Source organism: Yoonia sediminilitoris (assembly GCF_003058085.1).
Classification (GTDB): Bacteria; Pseudomonadota; Alphaproteobacteria; order Rhodobacterales; family Rhodobacteraceae; genus Yoonia; species Yoonia sediminilitoris.
On record NZ_QBUD01000003.1, the window covers coordinates 111,369 to 129,898 of the forward strand.

Here is an 18,530-nt window from a genome sequence, read left to right on the forward strand (position 1 = left end):
GAATGAATGAGCGAAGTTGAGCACAGGACCGTATTACAAACAACTCACGTTCGATTGAGGGCGCGCGTACGGGCCGTCCGGGGCACCAAAATGATCAAAATGGTTTATGTCACCGCTGCTGCATCAAGTCTTTCGGCCTTGCCCAACGATGCAAATGGCAATGCGCATAAAGGGGCGGATGCTGCAAGACGCATGAATGTCTTCAAACCTCGCCAATCATGCAGTCATTCCATAGGGCAAGCACCAGATTTTTGATAAACGTTCTTCGATGTTCAGGCGCTTAATAAGCTCTTGGCGGGCGATCAGGGCCTGTTCCGTTTGTTTGGAACTCGAGGCCGGCACAGCGTTGATGATGCATTCGGCAGCAGCAAGATAACTGATAATCGAGTTGGAAGTGAAGCTGCTGTGGTGCGGCACAAAAATCGAAGCCTTTGCGTTGGCAGTAAGCGGTGAACTGGCAAGGTCTGTGATTGTGACACGCCGTGCTTCTGAGATGAGTTTGATTGCCCTCTCAAAGCTCTCAGCGTCAAAGTTGTCCACGAAATGATCGATATTCGCTTGGTTCTCGTGACAAAGCTGCGCTGCGCGTTGTTTGATCGGCTGATCTGCGTTTGAGGTCACTGATTGCGCTTGGTTAAGATAGAACGACCCCGGCTGTCGCGGACGTGTGGCAAGCAATGCTTTTTGAAACGGACCAAAGCCCGAATAACCAAGCGCTTTCGCAAGTCGAGTGATCGTGGACGGGTTGGTACCTATCCTTTACGGCGCAAATGATATTGCGCTTTTGGGCAATGAAATCATCCAAGGCCGCGTCCCGAACGCAGACTTTCAGGCGCTCATCGTTCTTGGGCGCTACAGCGCTGGCCAACAGTCTGATCCCGATGCTTTGGCGCCACTGGTAGAACAGCTTTGCCAAGTCGTACCCTCCTTCGATTGGGCCGCTTGCGCGTTTGGGAAATCTGAGACCGAATGCTTGAGGCGGGCTTCCGAGTCGGGTGGTAAGGTGCGAGTTGGGTTTGAAAACAACCTGTTTGATAGTACGGCACGCTCGCCAAAAAAACGCAGCCCGCGTGGCCGGGGTCGTCCGGCTATGAAACCGGTGCAGTCGCCCCAAGCCGCCGCCGACCTCATCCCGGTTGGGGTGCCGATCATGATCGGCGGGTTCATGGGCGTCAGTTCCCTGAACCGTTTGATTGACGCCAGCGCCAGCGCGAGCCGCAAAAACCCGACCACATCGCAAACGACACCGCCTTGCCCGAAGCGGAGACCGGCAAGCCGATGATGTAGGCAACTTGGAGTACACCCTGACGGCGCAGAACTATAACCCTATTATGGCGCTCGCGGCCGAAACCATGATCAGCGAGGCAGACCATATCCTGCCCTTTGGCATGATCCCACCAGACGCCGTCCGCAGCCCCGGCGTGCTGGAGGATCACCTGCTGGAAAGGTCAAATTGATGGACGCCCAGACCAGAATTCTCGAACACGTCGCACAGAACATACAGCCCGGAATGCTGCTAAGGCCTGGTATCGGCCTCCCGTTTTTAGTGGCGCATGATACCGAACAAGATACGGGCGTTTTCTTTCAGGCGCAAAACGGTGTTATCAGCCTCGGCGACCCAGCGCCGACAGGCATGGAAGATCGCATTCTAGACGGATCCGGCGGGTGGTTTCATCACCGCGATCCCAGGTGCCGCCGCAACAGACAGCGCGACCGGCTTTGGTCTGATCCGGGGCGGACACATAGATTTGACAGTTCTCGGCGACTGCACGTTGACGCTCACGGGATGCCTGCAAACTGGAAAATACCGGAAAATTTGTGCCCGGCATGGGCGGCGCAACGGACCTTATCTCCGGTGCCCGCAGGGTGATCGTTGCAATGACACAAACAGCGAAGCGCGTCAGTAAGAAGATCCCACCATGTACGCTCCCGATTGCGTCGTCCAAGGCAGTCGATTTGATTGTAACCGAACTCGCGGCACTTCAGCCATCGTCGACGAATTGACCCTGTTGAAGCATGCTGAAGATGCCTGAATTGACAAAGTAATTTCCATGACTGAAGCCGCGTTGATCATTCCGCATTATTTGCGGGTGACTGATTGCTGAAAAGAGCCCGTAATATGCGCCAGAGCGGTCATTGGCGCAGCCGCTGCGAATTCACTCTTTGTCACGCTTGTCACAGGCGGAAGCTCTCACAGATGTCGCGTACCTTAAGCCAATAGCGGGTCCGAATTCTGGCCAAAGAAATGCAAAATGCCGGGGCGTTGCGGCCCCGGCATTTCATTTGAGACAAGTTCTGCTTACCTGATCAGCTCAGCCGCCCAAGCGCCATCGACAACGCTACTCTTGCTGAACAGGCCAGCCACGTCGCCGTTTTCGTCAAAGTCCTGATTGCCAGCGGCCCCTTCGTAGTTGATGTCACCACCATCGGCGAGGATCGCTTTGGCTTTTTCCCATTCACCGGGGTAGATCACCTCACCCGGTGCACTTGAAATGTCGCGCAGCGCGGCGGATACAGATGCACGGTCGTCAGACCCTGCTTTTTCGATTGCCAGTGCCAGCATGAATGTCGCGTCATAGCTGTTCGGCACAAACGGATCACCGGCCGGAATACCTGCGCCTTCGGCCAGTGCCTGCCACGCGCCAAAGGCAGGCGTGGAATCGTCTGAGGCCGCTGTTGTAAAGGTCACGTTGGTCATATTCTCGGCACCCAACTGCTCGATCACCTCGTCAGACAACATGCCATCGGCCCCGATGAATGTGCTGAACGCGCCGGTTTCCAGTGCGTTGCGCATCAGGGTGATCCCGCCGGAGCCATAATAGGCAAACAGCGCCAGATTGTCGGACGTGGCCCCCAGCGTGGCCACTTCGGACCGGTAGGACGCTTTGCTTGGCTCATGCGCCTCGTTCGCAGTCACGGTGCCACCGGCTGCGGTGAAGGCTTCGGCAAACACCCCTGCAATCGCTGCGTTATAATCATCGTTGGCGTAGGATACGGCCAGCTCTGTGATCCCCTGCTCGATCGCGAGTTCAGCAAGGGCAACACCCTGATAGGCATCAGACGCCGCAGCGCGGAAGACAAGGTCAGTGCCGTCTTCCATGGTGCTGATCGCTGGCGACGAGGCCGAGACAGACAGCGTTGTCACACCCGCAGGGATCGATACAGATTCAGCTTGTGCAATCGCCGCACCCGAACAAACCGGCCCAAGGATGGCCGAAACAGAGTTGACGTTGATCAGTTTCGTGACCGCATCAACCGCCGCCACCGGATCACAGCCAGAGTCAGCGCGAATGATGTTCAGCGCCTGCCCGTCAGCGAACATGCCGCCCTGGTCGTTAATGTTCTTGGCAGCCAGATCCACGGCCTGCGCCATGGGGGCCACCAGATCAGGGATCGGGCCTGTCAGGGCCAACGGATTGCCAATGTTGACGTCGGCCATGGCGGCGGTTGAACACAGCATTGCCGCTGCGGTGGAAAGAAGTGTCTTTTTCATTATGGTCTCCCTGAACCTGCTATTCTTGTTTTCTGCGCTGAGGCGACGCAGGCCGCGCCTCTGGCAATATCCCTTGGGGATATTTCTGTAGAATCACCTGCAAAAGCAAGCCGATTAGCATCATCCGCAGGAAACCAGCGCGTGTGCGCAGGGCACCCGGGTCAACGGTGTCAAAGATGTATGCGAACAGATCAATCGCGCCGGTGATCAGCAGCTCGGAAGCCGACCAGATCGTCCAGATCAAGAACGCGCCCAGCATCGCACCCCTGTTGTTGCCGGACCCGCCCGCAATCAGCATGACCCAGACAAGGAACGTCACCTTGGCACTGTCAAATGTGTTTGTGGGCTCGATCAGGCGCAAGTGCTGCGCAAAGAGCGCGCCACCAAGGCCCATGATCGCGGCGCCGATCACGAATGCCTCGATCCGCCGTGCGGTCACGTTCTTGCCCGCCGCCCGTGCAGCCGGTTCGTTTTCGCGGATCGCCGTCATCATCCGGCCCCATGGCGAGGTGCGCGCGCGTTCCAGCATCCAGTAGATCACAAGCATCACAAACAGGATCGTCCCGGTAAAGAACGGCTGCCACCACCAGTTCGGCAATCCGTCAAAGAAGGCGGACCAGCTTTCGGGGGTGCCGAACCAGCTCATCGGCCAACTGGAATAGAACCGTTCTTCTGAAAAATGTTCCCATGCGCGGGGGATCTTGTTGATCCCGCGCGGCCCGTTGGTGATATCGGTTTCGTTCTTGAAGATCAGCTTGATGATCTCGGCGATGCCAATTGTTGCAATGGCCAGATAGTCAGACCGCAGCCGGATACAGATAAAGCCGATCACGGCGGCCACAAGCGTGGATGCAATCATCGCCACGAACATGGCCACCGGCAGCGGCCAGCCAAAGCCGCCAAGGTGAAAGGTGCTTTCTGCCGTGGTCAACAGCGCATAGGTATAGGCCCCCACGGCCGCAAACCCAACGATACCCACGTTGAACAGCCCTGCGAACCCCCACTGAACGTTCAGCCCCAGTGCAAAGATCGCATAGATACCGCCAACGGTCAGCAGCGACAGAAAATAAAGGAGGATGCCTGCGTCCATCAGAATGACCTCCCTTTGAACAGCCCTTGCGGGCGCACGATCAGCATGATGACCATGATCGCAAAGGCGACCCCTGTTTTGTAGCCGGGGCTGATAAGGGGCGCATCGCCGATCCATGGATAGGCAGAAAGCTCCTCTGCCAGTCCGATCACCAGCCCGCCAAAAACAGCACCGTAAGGTTTGCCGATGCCGCCGAGGATCGCGGCGGCAAACATCGGCAGCAGCATCCGAAAGCCCATCGTTGTTTCAAGCATCTGGATATCCATCGCCAGAAACACGCCCGCCGCCATCGCGCAGGCACCACCGACGATCCATGTGGCCCGGATCACCTGATCCACGTCAATCCCCGTGACATGGGCCAGATCGGGGCTGTCGGACACCGCCCGCATCGCTTTACCGATCCGGGTTCGGTTCAGCAGATAGCTCAGGGCAATGACGATCACGATCGTGCCGGTAAAGATGAACAGGTGCTTGTTGGGGATCAGCAAGAGCATGTCGATTGACTGGCTGAAGCTTTGCAACACTGTATTCGGCTTGGCGATGCCCTGCACGAACGTCAACTGGTTCGGCCCCCAGATCACCTGCACCGCAGAGCGGATAATCAGCATCATGCCAAAGCTGGCCATCACAACCTTGATCGTGTCTGCCTTGCGGAAGGGTTTATAAAAATACTTGTCCGTCAGCAGGAACAGCCAGATCACAATCAACCCGGCAGGCACCGCGGCCACAAGCGGATGCACAGCAATCCCAAGCACTGATGTGATGATCGCCATCACTGTCCACGTGAGATAGGCCCCGGACATCATCACTTCGCCATGGGCAAAGTTGGCAAAGCGCAAGATACCGAATGTCAGGGTGATCCCGATTGCGCCCAAGGCATAGATGCAGCCCAGTACCAAACCGGGGATGAAATAGAAATTGATGAACTCAAAACCGAATGCGTCCCACATATCAGTGTCCCCCGCCCAAGAACATGCGCGCAATCTCGCGGTCTGCGATCAGTTCGGCCCCGGTACCGGTAAAGCGGTTGGCCCCGTCAACCAGCACATAGCCGCGATCAGATACGCCCAGCGCCTGTTTGGCATTCTGTTCGACAATCAGGATCGGCACACCGGTTGCCTTGATCTTTTGGATAGTGCCGAAAATCTCTCCCCGGTATTTCGGGGACAGGCCCGCAGTCGGTTCATCCAGCAGCAGGATTTTTGCGTCCACCATCAGCGCCTTGGCCATCGCCACCATCTGGCGCTGTCCGCCTGACAGGGAGCCTGCGGCCTGATTGCGTTTCTCGCGCAGGTCAGGGAAGAGTGCGAACATCTCTTCCAACCGCTCGGGAATACCGTGTGGCCGGGTCCATGCCCCCATCTCAAGGTTTTCCTGCACCGTCAAATTCACAAAGACATTGTTCGTTTGCGGCACGTAGGAAATACCGAGCTGTACGACCTTGGCCGCAGGGGTATTCGTGATGTCTTCGCCATTCAGTTCAACCGTGCCTTCGGTGATATTCAGCAGGCCAAGCACCGATTTCATCGCCGTCGATTTGCCAGCTCCGTTTGGGCCGATGATGGCGACGATTTCGTTGGGCTGAACATAGATCGACAAATCATGCAGAATCTCGGTCTGGCCGTACCCGGCCTTGAGGTTGTTGAGAGACAAGACAGGGGTCATACCACTTCCCCCCCGAAATAGGCGTCGATGACCCGTTCGTCATTGCGCACCTCGTCCATGGTGCCTTCCATCAGGACTTTGCCTTCTGCCAGCACGACCACCTTGCCGCACAGGCGCGCGATCATGTCCATATCATGCTCGATGATGCAGAAGGTATAGCCTCGCTCCTGATTGAGTTGTTCGATCATCTCGGCCACTTTGCGCATCAACGTGGGGTTCACCCCCGCCCCCGGTTCATCCAACAGCACGACCTTGCTGTCGTTCATCATGGTGCGCCCGATTTCGAGCAGTTTTTTCTGCCCGCCCGACAGATTGCCCGCCAGTTCGTCTGCCACATGGGTCAGCCCCAGAAATTCCAGCGTGTCGCGGGCCAGATCAAGTACTTCGGCCTCGCGCGCGCGGACCTTGCCCCCGGCAAACCAGCTTGCAAAGATCGCCTCACCGGTCTGGTCAGGTGCCGCCACGGCCAGATTTTCCAACGCTGTCATGCGGGCGTATTCGTGGCTCAGCTGGAATGTACGCATCAGCCCCTTGTGATAGAGCATGTCCGTGCGCTGTCCGGTGATATCTTCGCCCAGCAGGATGATCTTGCCAGCAGAGGGCGGCAATTCACCCGCAATCATGTTGAATGTCGTCGTCTTGCCTGCGCCATTGGGGCCGATAAGCCCGACAATTGCGCCTTTCTCGACCTCGAAATCAACACCCTGTACGGCTTTCAGGCCACCAAAGCTTTTGGCCAGTCCGGCCACGCTCAATACTATGTCTGTGGCCATCCCTGCCCTCGATACTTCTTGCGCGGTCGTCTGCGCTGCGGGACCATTACGCCCGAATTTTTTTTTCGCAAGGGCTGACAGGGGATTGAAAGGGCAATTCCCTCGTTTTCTTACGTCACACTGGCGCAATCGCAACCATGAAGTGTACCGACGCACATCGCTTGCCGGGGGAAAACTTGTACACTACTGTCCAATCAACCCAATCATCGCCAGACAGTTTGATAGGATGACAGGATGAAATACTCTGCATTCAGCATTTTGCGCGAAGGACTGCGTGGTCATAGAGGATGGGCCAAGGCGTGGCACAACCCCACCCCCAAAGATACCTATGATGTGGTGATTATCGGCGGGGGAGGGCACGGGCTTGCGACCGCCTACTACCTTGCCAAGAACCACGGGGTATCCCGCGTTGCAGTGATCGAAAAAGGCTGGCTTGGCGGCGGCAATACAGGGCGCAATACCACGGCCATCAGGTCAAATTACTTCTATCCGCAAAGCACGGCACTTTATGATCTGTCGGTGCGCCTGTACGAAGATCTGTCTCGGGAATTGAATTACAATGTCATGTTCTCGCAACGCGGAATCATGACGCTGGCCCACTCTGAACCGGACATGGAAATGGCCGCCCGGCAAGTCAATGCAATGCAGTTGGGTGGCGTTGATGCGGAATTGCTGAACCGCGACCAGGTGCGCAAGTATGCCCCCTTGCTGAACTTCCGCGATGATGCGCGCTTTCCCATTCACGGGGCCACTTGGCAGGGGCGTGCAGGCACGGGGCGCCATGATGCGGTGGCATGGGGTTATGCGCGTGCCGCCGACAGCCTTGGGGTCGATATCATCCAGAACTGCGCCGTCACCGGCGTTTTGATCGAAGGCGGGGTTTGCAAAGGGGTCGAAACCAGCCAAGGGCTGATCCGTGCAGGCAAAGTCGGCGCGGCGGTTGCGGGCCATTCGACCAATCTGGCCGATATGGCTGGTTACAGCTTGCCTATTCATTCCTATGCCTTGCAGGCCTTTGTTTCAGAGCCCGTGAAACCTGTGATGAACACGGTCGCGCTGTCCCCGGCTTTGGGTGTCTATTTTTCACAATCAGACAAGGGCGGCATCGTGGTTGGCGGCGGGTTGGACCGGGTGCCTTCATACGGGCAGCGCGGCAACACCCCGATGCATGATGTGGTGCTGGGTGGCCTTGTCGAAATGGCCCCCATTCTGGCGAAGGTGAAACTCTTGCGTCATTGGGGCGGGATCGTTGATGTCACGCCTGACAGCTCGCCTATTATCGGGCCTTCACCGGTGCCCGGCCTTTACCTCAATTGCGGCTGGGGCACAGGCGGGTTCAAGGCAATCCCGGCGGGCGGCTATCTGTTTGCCCATTTGCTGGCCCGCGACAGCCATCACGAGATCAGCCGCCCCTTTGATCTGGACCGTTTTCAGACCGGGCATTTGATCGACGAAAGCGCCGCGTCCGGCATTGCCCATTAGGAGACAGTCCCATGCAACGTTTCCCCTGCCCCTTTTGCGGTTTGCGCGATGAACGCGAATTCAGCTACGTGGGTGATTTTGGCAAGGTCCGCCCGGATACCAAGGCCCGCGTCAGCGACGCTGAATGGGCCGCTTACCTTTACGACCAAAAGAACCCCAAGGGCCAATCGACCGAAATCTGGGTTCATTTGCCCTGTCAGGAATACTTCAAGATGACCCGCGATACCGTATCGATGGACGTGATCGATGCAGCCCCTTTGCGAAAGCCTGCGCAATGACAGCCCGCCGGATACATATCGCCACCGCAGGATCAAAGCGCCTGGCATTCACGTTTGACGGCCAACCATTGCAGGGCGTGGCGGGCGACACTATTGCGTCTGCGCTACTGGGCGTGGGGGTCAGAATCGTCGGCCGCAGCTTCAAATACCACCGCCCGCGCGGCGTTTGGGGCGGCTGGACTGACGACCCGAACGCCATCTTTGATGTGTCCTTGGCAGGGGTCACGAAACCGAATGTTCAAGGCACCGCGACATTGCTTGAGGACGGCATGATCGTCCGCTCTGTCAACAGTTGGCCCACTGCCCGGTTTGACGTCAAGGCGGGGCTGGATTTGCTCAGCCCGTTTCTGCCTGCCGGTTTCTATTACAAGATGTTCAAATGGCCCGACTGGCATCTGTTTGAACCGGCGATCCGCAAAATGGCCGGGCTCGGCCGTGTCGGGCCGGATGTGGCGGACGGTCCGGATGGGCTACAGATACATGACCAATGTGATGTGCTGGTGGTCGGCGGCGGCCCTGCGGGATTGAGTGCGGCGCGCGCGGCGGCCCATGCAGGACAAGATGTCGTGCTGGTTGATGACCATCCCGATGTCGGCGGCAGCCTTCGGGACAATCCCTGCCAGATTGACGGCACAGCCCCTGCTGTCTGGATCACCCCCCAGACCGACGCAATCAAGGCCGCTGGCGGGCGCATCATGGCGCGGACAACCGCCTTTGGTATCTATGACCACAGCCTGATTTCGCTACACCAGACCGCTCCCTTTGCGACACATCCCAAGCTGATCAGGATGCGGGCCGGGCGCGTTATTCTGGCTACGGGGGCAATCGACCGACCGGTGGTTTTTGGGAACAACGACCTGCCCGGTGTGATGTCGCTGCGCGGCGCTGCCGCCTATCTGCATCGCCATGATGTTCTGACAGGCACAGACATCACACTGCTGGCGTCCGCGCAGGACGTGGCCCACTTTGGCCCGATGTTCGAAAGGGCTGGCGCACAAGTGCGAGTCCTGCCGCTGGAAACGGAAGGCTTGCGCGCTGTGGGGCGCGGCAAGGTCAGGGCGCTGTCTTATGGTACCAACCGCCATCACGCCGACGCGGTGCTTTGTTCGGCCGGGCTGTCCCCTTTGGTGCATTTGTGGTGCCACGCAGGCGGCCAGTTGGAGTGGGACGCAGGCCGCGGCGCTTTCCTGCCCGGCGCGGGGCCAGACCATCTGTCGATCGTTGGCGGCGCGCGCGGCGCAAACGATCTGGACCAAAGCATCGACGACGGGCACAAGGCCGCGACAGGCCAGACGCCTGCGCCGCTCCCCTCTATTGCGCCACTGCCCACCACGCCAAAGCCTTCACGGGCCCGCCAGTGGATTGATCTGCAAAATGATGTCACTACCAAAGATGTCGCGTTGGCCGCGCAAGAGAATTTCGCCTCGGTCGAGCACCTCAAACGCTATACCACGCTCGGAATGGCCACCGATCAGGGCAAGACATCAAACGTCAACGGACTGACAGCACTTGCGGTGCAGTTGGGCAAACCCATCGCCGATGTCGGCACAACGCGGTTCCGCCCGCCCTATGTGCCGGTGCCTTTGCAACTTTATCGCGGCGCGCGCAGCAGCACGCAAATTGCACCTCTGCAACGCTCCGTGCTTGAGCCGCAAATCCGCGCGCTGGGGGGTGCGATGGCGGAATATGGCGGCTGGCTGCGCCCGGCGTGGTACGGCGATGATATGACCACGGCCATCGCGCAGGAATGCGCCCAGGCCCGCAACGATGTGGCGATGCTGGATGCCTCATCGCTTGGCAAGATCGAAGTCATGGGCCCAGATGCCGCTGGCTTTCTGAACTTTGTCTACTACAACAGCATAGCAAATCTGCCAGCAGGCAAAATCCGCTATGGCTTTATGCTGACCGAACGGGGGATCATCTATGATGATGGCGTTATGGCCCGCTTGGATGAAAATCATTTTGTGGTATCATGCTCTTCCAGCCATGTCAGCGGTGTGACGGCACTGCTTGAGGCATGGCGCCAGGACGGACACGACCCCGACCGGGTTTTTGTGCATAATGTGACCCAAGCATGGGCGACCGTGACCGTGACCGGCCCCAAGGCGCGGGATGTTGTCGCGGCCCTTGATCTGGGCATCGACCTTCAAGCGGAGGCCTTTGCGCACATGTCGCTCCGCCTTGGCACCTATGATGGCATGCCTGTGCGGGTGTGCCGCGTCAGTTTCACCGGCGAGCTGAGCTTTGAGATCTCGATCGCGCGGGATTCCGCACCGAACCTGTGGGACCATGTGCACCAGCTGGGGGCGACGCCGATCGGGATGGAGGCAACGTCGATCCTGCGTGCTGAAAAGGGCTATATTATCATCGGCAAAGACACGGACGGCGAAACCATGCCGCAGGATCTTGGCTTGATCGGACCCCGTGACCGCAAGACACAGCCCTATGTCGGCAACCGTGGCCTGCAAACCCCTGTTGCGAAGGCGACCGGACGGCAGCAACTCGTAGGGCTTGCAGTGCCGGAGGGTGCCACGCAATTGCCCACAGGCGCGCATCTGACGGCAGCAGGCAAATCAATCGGCTATGTAACATCCAGCTACCTCAGCCCCACATTGGGGCATCCGATCGCGCTGGGTCTGGTGCAAGACGGGCTGAGCCGCCTGAACGCGGATCTGACAGTCTATCATCTGGGCGAGAATCGGTCAGCCCGGATCGTTCCGGCGTGCTGGTATGATCCAAAGGGGGACAGGCTCAATGCGTAATGACACTGCCAAATGGCCAGCCCCGGCAGTTGGCCCGCGCGGCCAAGTGCAGGCACAGGGGATTACGCTTGACCAGATCACCCTGCCCCGGCAGGTCCTGATCAGCGGGCCGCGCGATGCGGCCATGGCACTGGCGGGAACCACACAGGCAACCGGCTGGCCGGATGTGGCGATGGGCGACCATTACGCCCTGTCGCTGCGCCGTGATCGAATTCTGATGGTGGGTGGCCAAATCGACAGCTTCGGCTGGCGTGCGGATGTTGGGCTGGCCACCTCGGATATCGGCACCGGATATACTGTTTTCAGCCTGCAGGGGCCGCGCGCGGAAAAAGTTCTGCGGACAGGGACAGAATTGTCGGAAAAGATACCATCGGCATCCTGCCTGCGGCTTTGGAACGGCTATGACATCCTGCTTTACCGCCACACCGCCACTGATCGCTATCTTTTGCATGTCGGCAGCGCCCTTGCAGAGGGGCTGTGGGACATGCTCAACCGTCAGATCAGAATGGTGTCCGCGTGACCGCCCCTAAGGCCGTCAGGGGCAGCAGCCGCACATCCCGCGCAGACTGGACGAGGGCGGCACTGGACACATTGATCGAGGAAGGCGTCGATCAGGTCAAGGTTGCGGTCCTGTCAAAGCGCTTGAAATGCGCACGGTCCAGCTTCTACTGGTATTTCAAGGACCGACAGGCGCTTTTGGGTGCGCTACTCTCCCATTGGCAAGCCACGAACACGGCGGCAATCGTCACACAAGCCACGGCACCTGCGGACAGCATCAATCTTGCACTGGTCAATCTGTTCGCCTGCTGGATCGATGGCGGACAATTCGACACGCAACTTGATTTTGCAGTCCGGGACTGGGCGCGGCGAGACGGGACCGTGCGGCAGGCAGTCGATGTCTCTGACCAGACGCGGATTGCGGCGCTGACAGCCATGTTCACCCGTTTTGACTATCCCCCGGCCGAGGCGAAAATTCGTGCGCGCATCGTCTATTTTACGCAAATTGGCTATGACGCACTGGACCAGCGCGAAACGAATTTTGAACGCGCCCAAAGCGGACCGGATTACCTTTTCTGCATGACAGGCCACGAACCCACGCCCCGCGAAACGCAGGCTGTACTGGCACTGGGCGGCTGACAGGATCGTCTTTTGTACAGCACCGTACATAATGATGGACAGCGCCACGTGGCGCGGCTAGCGTTTCGCCAGTCAAGATGATCGAGGTGACAAAAATGAAAACGTCATACAGGGCAGTGGTCATCGGGGGCGGCGTGGTCGGCGCATCGGTTCTGTATCACCTGACGAAATTGGGCTGGTCTGATGTGGCCCTGATCGAAAGGGCCGAGCTGACAGCAGGGTCCACTTGGCACGCAGCCGCCGGATTTCACGCGTTCAACGGCGATCCGAACATTGCGGCGCTGCAAGACTACACCATCAATCTGTACAAAACGATTGAATCCGAAAGCGGTCAGGACGTTGGCCTGCATATGACGGGCGGCGTGAACATCGCCACCAACCAAAGCCGTTGGGAACAGCTTCAGGCAAGCTGGGCGACCTTCAAGGCGATGGGGATCGAAACCGCGCGGCTTGTCACCCCTGCCGAAGTGCATGATCTGACCGGCGGTGTCATCCGCACCGACGATGTGCTGGGCGGATTGTGGGACGATAACGAAGGCTACCTAGACCCCAACGGCACCACCCATGCCTATGCAGGTGCCGCCAAAAAGCGCGGTGCAGAAGTGATTTTGCGCAACCGTGTGCTGGAGCTACACCACAGGCCCGACGGCACATGGGACGTTGTGACAGAGAAGGGCACAATCAACGCCGAACATGTGGTCAACGCAGGCGGGCTTTGGGCCAAGCAATGCGGCCTGATGGCGGGCGTTGATTTGCCCGTCACCCCGATGGAGCACCACTATCTGATCACCGACGACCTTGAAGGTATCAAAGCCTTGCCCGGCGGGCGTGAACTGCCCGTCATAGCCGATCTGGACGGGTTCACCTACGCGCGCCAAGAAAGGCAAGGTCTGCTGCTGGGCGTGTATGAACGCAATCCCAAGCATTGGAACATGGACGGGGCACCGTGGGACTACGGGATGGAGCTGATCCCCGAAGATATCGACCGGATCGCCGAAGAACTCGGCATCGGCTTTGACCGCTATCCCGAGCTTGCCAATGCCGGGATCAGAAAATGGGTGAATGGCGCTTTTACATTTGCACCGGATGGCAACCCGCTGGTTGGCCCTGTTGGCCCGCGCGGCTATTGGGTGGCGTGCGGTGTTATGGCGGGTTTCAGTCAAGGCGGTGGCGTCGGCAAATCGCTGGCCGAATGGATGATCCATGGTGCACCTGAAAACGATATTTACGGCATGGACGTTGCCCGCTTTGGCCCACATCAGTCCAACAAGGAATATATTCGACAGACCACCGGCCAGTTCTACGCCCGCCGCTTTGTGGTCACCTACCCCAACGAACAACTGCCCGCCGGCCGCAACATAAGACTGTCTGGGGCGTATCAGGACATGACCGCCGCTGGTGCGCGCTGGGGCAACCTGTGGGGGCTTGAGGTTCCGCTTTATTTCGCCGCGCAGGACTTCGAAGAACCCGGCACCCTGCGCCGGTCTGCCAACTTTTCGCTGGTTGCCGCAGAATGTGCAGCGGTGCGCGACGCAGCGGGCCTGCTCGATATCAGCGGCTATGCCCGATACAAAGTAACGGGGCCGCAGGCCCGACAGTGGCTTGATCGTTTGCTGGCCTGCGACATGCCTGCAACGGGGCAAATCAAACTGGCGCCGATGCTGCATGAGAATGGCCGGTTGATGGGCGATCTGACCGTCTTTCAATGGGAAGATGGCTCCTATTGGCTGATGGGGTCTTACGGTCTGCGCGCGTTCCACATGCGCTGGTTCCGCGATCATCTGGAGAACGGGGTGCAGATTGATGATATCTCTGACGCCACGGCAGGGTTTTCGCTAAGTGGTCCAAAAGCAAGAGAGATATTACAATCTGTGGCAGAGGTGGACCTGTCCACCCTTGGGATGATGCAATGCGGCAGTTCTGATCTGGGGCTGCATCGCGTTGCTATTGCACGATTGTCCCTTTCTGGCGAACTGGCCTATGAAATCAATTGCCCCGCTTGCGAACATGCCTCTTTGCGCAAACTCCTGCTGGATGCGGGTGCGGCGCATGGGATCAAAGAGATTGGCTTTGCCGCCATGCTGTCGATGCGACTGGAAAAATCAATCGGTATCTGGAACGCCGAGTTCACCCAAGGCTACACCCCCGCAATGACCGGGCTTGATCGCTGGATCGCATGGGACAAGGGAGATTTCATCGGGAAAACCGCAGCGGCAAGTGCCCCAGCCCCTGACCGCATGCTGACAATGCTGCAAATTGATGCGGACGGTGCTGATGCCGTTGGTTTTGAGCCTGTCTGGAAAGACGGCGCAGTGGTCGGTGTGACCACCTCGGGCGGGTACGGTCACAGGCTTGGGCAAAGCCTCGCACTGGCGTTGATTGACAACGACGCACGCACCGAAGGATTAGACATCGCGGTGCACGTGATGGGTGAGTTGCGCCCTGCCAAGGTGATTGCGATGTCGCCCTATGACCCGACCGGCGCGCGGATGCGGGCCTGACGCACGTTGACCATTCTACGCCTATGGGCCACATCGGTGGCGAACGGTTTGGAGCAGTATCATGATCATCGGGCATATTGGCGCACGCGCGGGCAGTAAGGGCGTTCCGAACAAGAACTTCCGCATGTTGCACGGCAAACATCTGATCGACTGGTCACTTGATCAACTTTTGGCCAATGACCGTGTCGATCATGTGGTCGTTTCCACAGACTCTCCCGAGATTTACGAACACGGTCTGAAACGCGGCTGTCTGGATATTGGCCTGCGCCCTGCCGCGCTGGCCACGGATACCGCCGCCAAATGGCATGTCTGGCAACATGCGCTTGCAGAGGTTGAAAAACAGACCGGACCGGCAGAGGCCTTTCTTGATCTGGATTGCACCTCGCCGCTGCGCCTGCCGCAGGATATTGATGCAGGGCTTGATCTCTTTGCCGCCGAACAACCCGATATGGTCATGTCGTGCTGCGAAAGTCGCAAGAACCCCTATTTCAACATCCTCGAAACCGATGCGGACGGGGCGCTGCATGTTTCAAAGCCTCTCCCCGGCGGGGTTGTCGCACGGCAACAGGCACCGATGGTCTACGATCATGTGGGGCTGGTCTATGTGGTTCGGCCCGACTATCTGCGCCGCGCGCAAAGCCTGTTCGAGGGCCGCGTGATCCCGCTGGTGCTACCCAATGAACGCGGGCTGGACGTGGACAGCCCGTTTGACTGGGACGTAATCGCATATTTGCTGGGGAAACAGATCGCGGATGGCCTGCGCTAGCGCCAGCCCTGCCAGAACCGCAGGTTTTCCTGCTTGTGCCGAAAGCTCTTGATCAGGGCGGCACGGTCATATTCTTCCTTGATCCACTGATCGACGGGGATCGGCGACGTGGCATTGCGCGCCGCATAAACATCCAGAAAATGGTCAAGAATGCCGGTTTCCGTCCGGCGAATGTGCAGAAAACGAAAGCTCAACTGCTTGCGTGCAACCTCGATCGGCTGGCCCTCCTGCAGCATCAGATAAAGTGTTGCTGCCAACCCGGTGCGGTCAGCCCCGGACTTGCAGTGCACAACGAACGGATGCTCGATCGTGTCAAACGCATCCATCAACCGCACAAGCGCATCGACGCTTGGCGCCTTGCGGGCCGCCATTTTCACGTTGACCAATGTCAGGCCAAGTTGTTTGCAGCTTTCTTCCTCAAACAGATAATGCGGTTGCAGTTGTTCGCCGCGCAGGTTCAGAACGGTCTTGATCCCTTGCTTGTGAAAGCCCGACAGACGCTTGTGATCCGGGTGGTTCGAGCGATAGGCCCCGGGGGCGAATTCGGCGACATTGTGCCAAAATACCCGCAAAATCCCATGATCCAGCCAGCGCACATGCTGGACCGACCGTTTGCGTTCAACCGGGTCGGTGATGTCATGCCCAAACGACTTGCGGAAATCATATTCCTTCTGTTCCAGATATTTCGACAGTTTGCGGATCATCTAAGGGGTCCAGTTTTCTTTGAATGCTCACTTGGCCCATCAGTGCCGCCATTGCAATGGTTACACTGAATTGCCCCTGCGGCACAAACCCCTTAGATACAGCACAACGCGCAAATTCAGGAGCACCCCATGCAGATCGCAGGCCGCAAGATCGGACCCGAACACCCCCCGTTGGTGATTGCAGAAATCGGTATCAACCATGGTGGCGACCTCGCAACTGCAAAGGAAATGGTGCGCCTTGCCGCTGGCGCCGGCTGCGAGATGATCAAACACCAGACCCACATCATCGAAGACGAGATGACAGAGGAAGCCAAACAGATTTTCCCGCCCAACGCCGATGTGTCAATCTGGGACGTGATGGCGGCCTGCGCCCTGTCGCTTGAAGAAGAGGCGGAACTCAAGCGCTATACGGAAAGCCTTGGCATCATCTGGATTTCCACTCCGTTCAGCCGGGCTGCGGCCGATTTTCTGAACGACCTTGATGTGCCTGCCTTCAAGATCGGATCAGGAGAGGCGGACAACTTGCCGCTGATCCGTCACATCGCGCGTATGGGCAAGCCGGTCATCATGTCCACAGGCATGCAAAGTATCGACAGCATCCGCGCGTCGGTTGATATTCTGGATCAGGCAGCCGTTGACTATGCGCTGCTGGAATGCACGAACCTCTATCCCTCGCCGCCGGAAATCGTATCGTTACAAGGCGTGACCGACCTGAAAAGCGCATTCCCGAAAGCTGTGGTCGGCTTCTCTGACCATTCCATCGGGCCGGAAATGGCGCTGGCTTCGGTCGCTTTGGGTGCGTGTATTCTGGAGCGTCATTATACCGACACCCGCTACCGCAAGGGCCCTGACATCATCAATTCAATGGATCCGTCCGAATTGCGCCACTTGATTGACCGGTCGCGTGAAATCCACACAGCCCTGCGCAACCCAAAAGAACGCACCAGCGCCGAAGAAGACGTCTATCGCTTTGCCCGTGCGTCCGTTGTGGCTGACAAGGACCTGCCCGCCGGTCATACGATTACTGAGGCAGACATCTGGGCGCGCCGCCCCGGATCGGGTGAAATTGCGGGCTATGATTTTGACAAGGTCATCGGCAAGGTGCTGAAGGCCGCAGTACCCCGCAACAGACAGCTAAAGTGGACAGATTTCGAAGGCTAGGGCGCGTCTTATGACAGATCAAAGACCAATTGCCTCTTCGTTTGACAGGCCAATTGTCCAGCTAAGGGACGTTGATCGCCTGTCACAGGGGGCTGGCCGCGTCGTTTACCGCCATCCGGAACGATCTGATCTGGTGATCAAGATACATAAGCCGCTCAAGGTGAAACCGCTGCAGCGTTTGCGCACTGCGTTGCGCTATCACCGTCGCCGCTTTGGCAGTCTCTTGAACTCTTTCGTCGAAATCGACGAGTTCGCCGCCATCGTGGCCCGCAACGGCAAGGTGCCCCCTTTTGCAGCGCAGTTCATGGGATTTGTCCAGACAAACCTTGGCCCCGGCGCGATGTTTGAGGCAATGGTCCGGTCCAACGGCAAACTGGCACTCAATCTGCAATCCCACGCCCGCAGCAAGGCGGTTGAGCAGGGAATAGTGTCTGCCATCGACAAGCTTTGGGATCAGATCGTCGAGTCTGGCGCCGTTGTTGCAGACCCAAGTCTGCGCAATGTCGTCGTGACAGGTGACGCCACCAGCGGCTACCGCCTGATTTTGGTGGACGGCTTGGGCGAACGGACATTGATACCGATCCTGCGCCTGTCAAAGAGAGCGCACCAAGCCTATTGCGCCCGCGCCCGCAGAACGATGCAAAAAGAGTATCGCGCGCAGGCCCAGCGCCCCTGACAACCCTTGCGGCACAAAGCCCCTGACAGTATCGAGTTTGCT

The 18,530-nt window shown here is 58.3% G+C and carries 18 protein-coding genes; 11 read left to right on the forward strand and 7 right to left on the reverse strand.

All coding sequences use genetic code 11. The features are described 5' to 3' along the window. Window positions 1–216: 216 nt before the first annotated feature. Complete coding sequence (locus C8N45_RS08795; protein WP_133175961.1) at window positions 217–621, reverse strand: MurR/RpiR family transcriptional regulator; 405 nt, start codon at window positions 619–621, stop codon at window positions 217–219. 115 nt (window positions 622–736) lie between these two features. Between C8N45_RS08795 and C8N45_RS23600 the strand changes: the two genes are divergently transcribed. Beyond that, window positions 737–1,282 (forward strand): 3-keto-5-aminohexanoate cleavage protein, encoded by a 546-nt coding sequence (locus C8N45_RS23600; protein WP_245882609.1) that lies wholly within the window; start codon window positions 737–739, stop codon window positions 1,280–1,282. Window positions 1,283–1,292: 10 nt separating this feature from the next. After that, the gene (locus tag C8N45_RS23605; protein ID WP_245882610.1) at window positions 1,293–1,457 is read left to right on the forward strand and encodes a sugar phosphate isomerase family; all 165 of its coding nucleotides are present in this window, start codon (window positions 1,293–1,295) and stop codon (window positions 1,455–1,457) included. 842 nt (window positions 1,458–2,299) lie between these two features. On the opposite strand, the gene C8N45_RS08815 is transcribed toward C8N45_RS23605, so the two are convergent. From C8N45_RS08815 to C8N45_RS08835, 5 genes are read right to left on the reverse strand one after another with little or no spacing between them, the layout of a single operon-like run. Continuing rightward, entirely contained in the window at window positions 2,300–3,493 is a 1,194-nt protein-coding gene (locus C8N45_RS08815) for an ABC transporter substrate-binding protein (protein WP_108385873.1), read from the reverse strand. Window positions 3,494–3,512: 19 nt separating this feature from the next. Beyond that, entirely contained in the window at window positions 3,513–4,583 is a 1,071-nt protein-coding gene (locus tag C8N45_RS08820) for a branched-chain amino acid ABC transporter permease (RefSeq protein ID WP_108385874.1), read from the reverse strand. Then, entirely contained in the window at window positions 4,583–5,533 is a 951-nt protein-coding gene (locus C8N45_RS08825; RefSeq protein WP_108385875.1) for a branched-chain amino acid ABC transporter permease, read from the reverse strand. The genes C8N45_RS08820 and C8N45_RS08825 overlap by 1 nt, the downstream gene beginning before the upstream one ends. Window position 5,534: 1 nt before the next feature. Continuing rightward, a complete protein-coding gene (locus C8N45_RS08830) occupies window positions 5,535–6,248 on the reverse strand; it encodes an ABC transporter ATP-binding protein (protein ID WP_108385876.1) in 714 nt (237 codons plus the stop codon). Then, window positions 6,245–7,021, reverse strand: coding sequence for an ABC transporter ATP-binding protein (locus C8N45_RS08835; protein ID WP_108385877.1), 777 nt, complete (start codon window positions 7,019–7,021; stop codon window positions 6,245–6,247). Before C8N45_RS08835 ends, C8N45_RS08830 begins: the two co-directional genes overlap by 4 nt. 234 nt (window positions 7,022–7,255) lie before the next feature. On the opposite strand from C8N45_RS08835, the gene C8N45_RS08840 reads away from it, so the two are divergent. The 7 genes from C8N45_RS08840 (at window position 7,256) to C8N45_RS08870 (ending at window position 15,947) form a co-directional block, all read left to right on the forward strand. Continuing rightward, window positions 7,256–8,503, forward strand: a complete 1,248-nt coding sequence (locus C8N45_RS08840) for a sarcosine oxidase subunit beta family protein (protein WP_108385878.1) — start codon at window positions 7,256–7,258, stop codon at window positions 8,501–8,503. Window positions 8,504–8,514: 11 nt separating this feature from the next. Beyond that, window positions 8,515–8,781: a sarcosine oxidase subunit delta gene (locus C8N45_RS08845; RefSeq protein WP_108385879.1), complete on the forward strand. Its 267-nt coding sequence runs from the start codon at window positions 8,515–8,517 to the stop codon at window positions 8,779–8,781. Then, on the forward strand, window positions 8,778–11,543 hold the full coding sequence (locus tag C8N45_RS08850; protein WP_108385880.1) for an FAD-dependent oxidoreductase: 2,766 nt from the start codon (window positions 8,778–8,780) through the stop codon (window positions 11,541–11,543). Before C8N45_RS08845 ends, C8N45_RS08850 begins: the two co-directional genes overlap by 4 nt. Next, entirely contained in the window at window positions 11,536–12,063 is a 528-nt protein-coding gene (locus C8N45_RS08855) for an aminomethyltransferase family protein (RefSeq protein WP_168769437.1), read from the forward strand. The genes C8N45_RS08850 and C8N45_RS08855 overlap by 8 nt, the downstream gene beginning before the upstream one ends. Next, complete coding sequence (locus C8N45_RS08860; protein WP_108385882.1) at window positions 12,060–12,680, forward strand: TetR/AcrR family transcriptional regulator; 621 nt, start codon at window positions 12,060–12,062, stop codon at window positions 12,678–12,680. The genes C8N45_RS08855 and C8N45_RS08860 overlap by 4 nt, the downstream gene beginning before the upstream one ends. Before the next feature lie 95 nt (window positions 12,681–12,775). Next, window positions 12,776–15,181, forward strand: a complete 2,406-nt coding sequence (locus tag C8N45_RS08865) for a GcvT family protein (protein WP_108386071.1) — start codon at window positions 12,776–12,778, stop codon at window positions 15,179–15,181. A gap of 61 nt (window positions 15,182–15,242) precedes the next feature. Then, a complete protein-coding gene (locus C8N45_RS08870) occupies window positions 15,243–15,947 on the forward strand; it encodes an acylneuraminate cytidylyltransferase family protein (protein ID WP_108385883.1) in 705 nt (234 codons plus the stop codon). On the opposite strand, the gene C8N45_RS08875 is transcribed toward C8N45_RS08870, so the two are convergent. Further along, window positions 15,944–16,651, reverse strand: coding sequence for a fused DSP-PTPase phosphatase/NAD kinase-like protein (locus tag C8N45_RS08875; RefSeq protein ID WP_108385884.1), 708 nt, complete (start codon window positions 16,649–16,651; stop codon window positions 15,944–15,946). The two genes, C8N45_RS08870 and C8N45_RS08875, sit on opposite strands and share 4 nt — an antisense overlap. A 129-nt stretch (window positions 16,652–16,780) precedes the next feature. Between C8N45_RS08875 and C8N45_RS08880 the strand changes: the two genes are divergently transcribed. Both C8N45_RS08880 and C8N45_RS08885 read left to right on the forward strand, forming a co-directional pair. Beyond that, entirely contained in the window at window positions 16,781–17,812 is a 1,032-nt protein-coding gene (locus tag C8N45_RS08880; RefSeq protein WP_108385885.1) for an N-acetylneuraminate synthase family protein, read from the forward strand. Between the two features lie 10 nt (window positions 17,813–17,822). Next, a complete protein-coding gene (locus C8N45_RS08885) occupies window positions 17,823–18,488 on the forward strand; it encodes a YrbL family protein (protein WP_108385886.1) in 666 nt (221 codons plus the stop codon). Window positions 18,489–18,530 lie beyond the last annotated feature (42 nt).

Excerpts from the sequence above, each read along its gene's own strand:
- C8N45_RS08835 (WP_108385877.1), bottom strand. The coding sequence starts at position 7,021 with ATGGCCACAGACATAGTATTGAGCGTGGCCGGACTGGCCAAAAGCTTT.
- C8N45_RS08850 (WP_108385880.1), top strand. The coding sequence starts at position 8,778 with ATGACAGCCCGCCGGATACATATCGCCACCGCAGGATCAAAGCGCCTG.
- C8N45_RS08880 (WP_108385885.1), top strand. The coding sequence starts at position 16,781 with ATGCAGATCGCAGGCCGCAAGATCGGACCCGAACACCCCCCGTTGGTG.
- C8N45_RS08840 (WP_108385878.1), top strand. The coding sequence starts at position 7,256 with ATGAAATACTCTGCATTCAGCATTTTGCGCGAAGGACTGCGTGGTCAT.
- C8N45_RS08865 (WP_108386071.1), top strand. The coding sequence starts at position 12,776 with ATGAAAACGTCATACAGGGCAGTGGTCATCGGGGGCGGCGTGGTCGGC.
- C8N45_RS08845 (WP_108385879.1), top strand. The coding sequence starts at position 8,515 with ATGCAACGTTTCCCCTGCCCCTTTTGCGGTTTGCGCGATGAACGCGAA.
- C8N45_RS08820 (WP_108385874.1), bottom strand. The coding sequence starts at position 4,583 with ATGGACGCAGGCATCCTCCTTTATTTTCTGTCGCTGCTGACCGTTGGC.
- C8N45_RS08885 (WP_108385886.1), top strand. The coding sequence starts at position 17,823 with ATGACAGATCAAAGACCAATTGCCTCTTCGTTTGACAGGCCAATTGTC.
- C8N45_RS08870 (WP_108385883.1), top strand. The coding sequence starts at position 15,243 with ATGATCATCGGGCATATTGGCGCACGCGCGGGCAGTAAGGGCGTTCCG.
- C8N45_RS08875 (WP_108385884.1), bottom strand. The coding sequence starts at position 16,651 with ATGATCCGCAAACTGTCGAAATATCTGGAACAGAAGGAATATGATTTC.
- C8N45_RS08855 (WP_168769437.1), top strand. The coding sequence starts at position 11,536 with ATGCGTAATGACACTGCCAAATGGCCAGCCCCGGCAGTTGGCCCGCGC.
- C8N45_RS08830 (WP_108385876.1), bottom strand. The coding sequence starts at position 6,248 with ATGACCCCTGTCTTGTCTCTCAACAACCTCAAGGCCGGGTACGGCCAG.
- C8N45_RS08815 (WP_108385873.1), bottom strand. The coding sequence starts at position 3,493 with ATGAAAAAGACACTTCTTTCCACCGCAGCGGCAATGCTGTGTTCAACC.
- C8N45_RS08825 (WP_108385875.1), bottom strand. The coding sequence starts at position 5,533 with ATGTGGGACGCATTCGGTTTTGAGTTCATCAATTTCTATTTCATCCCC.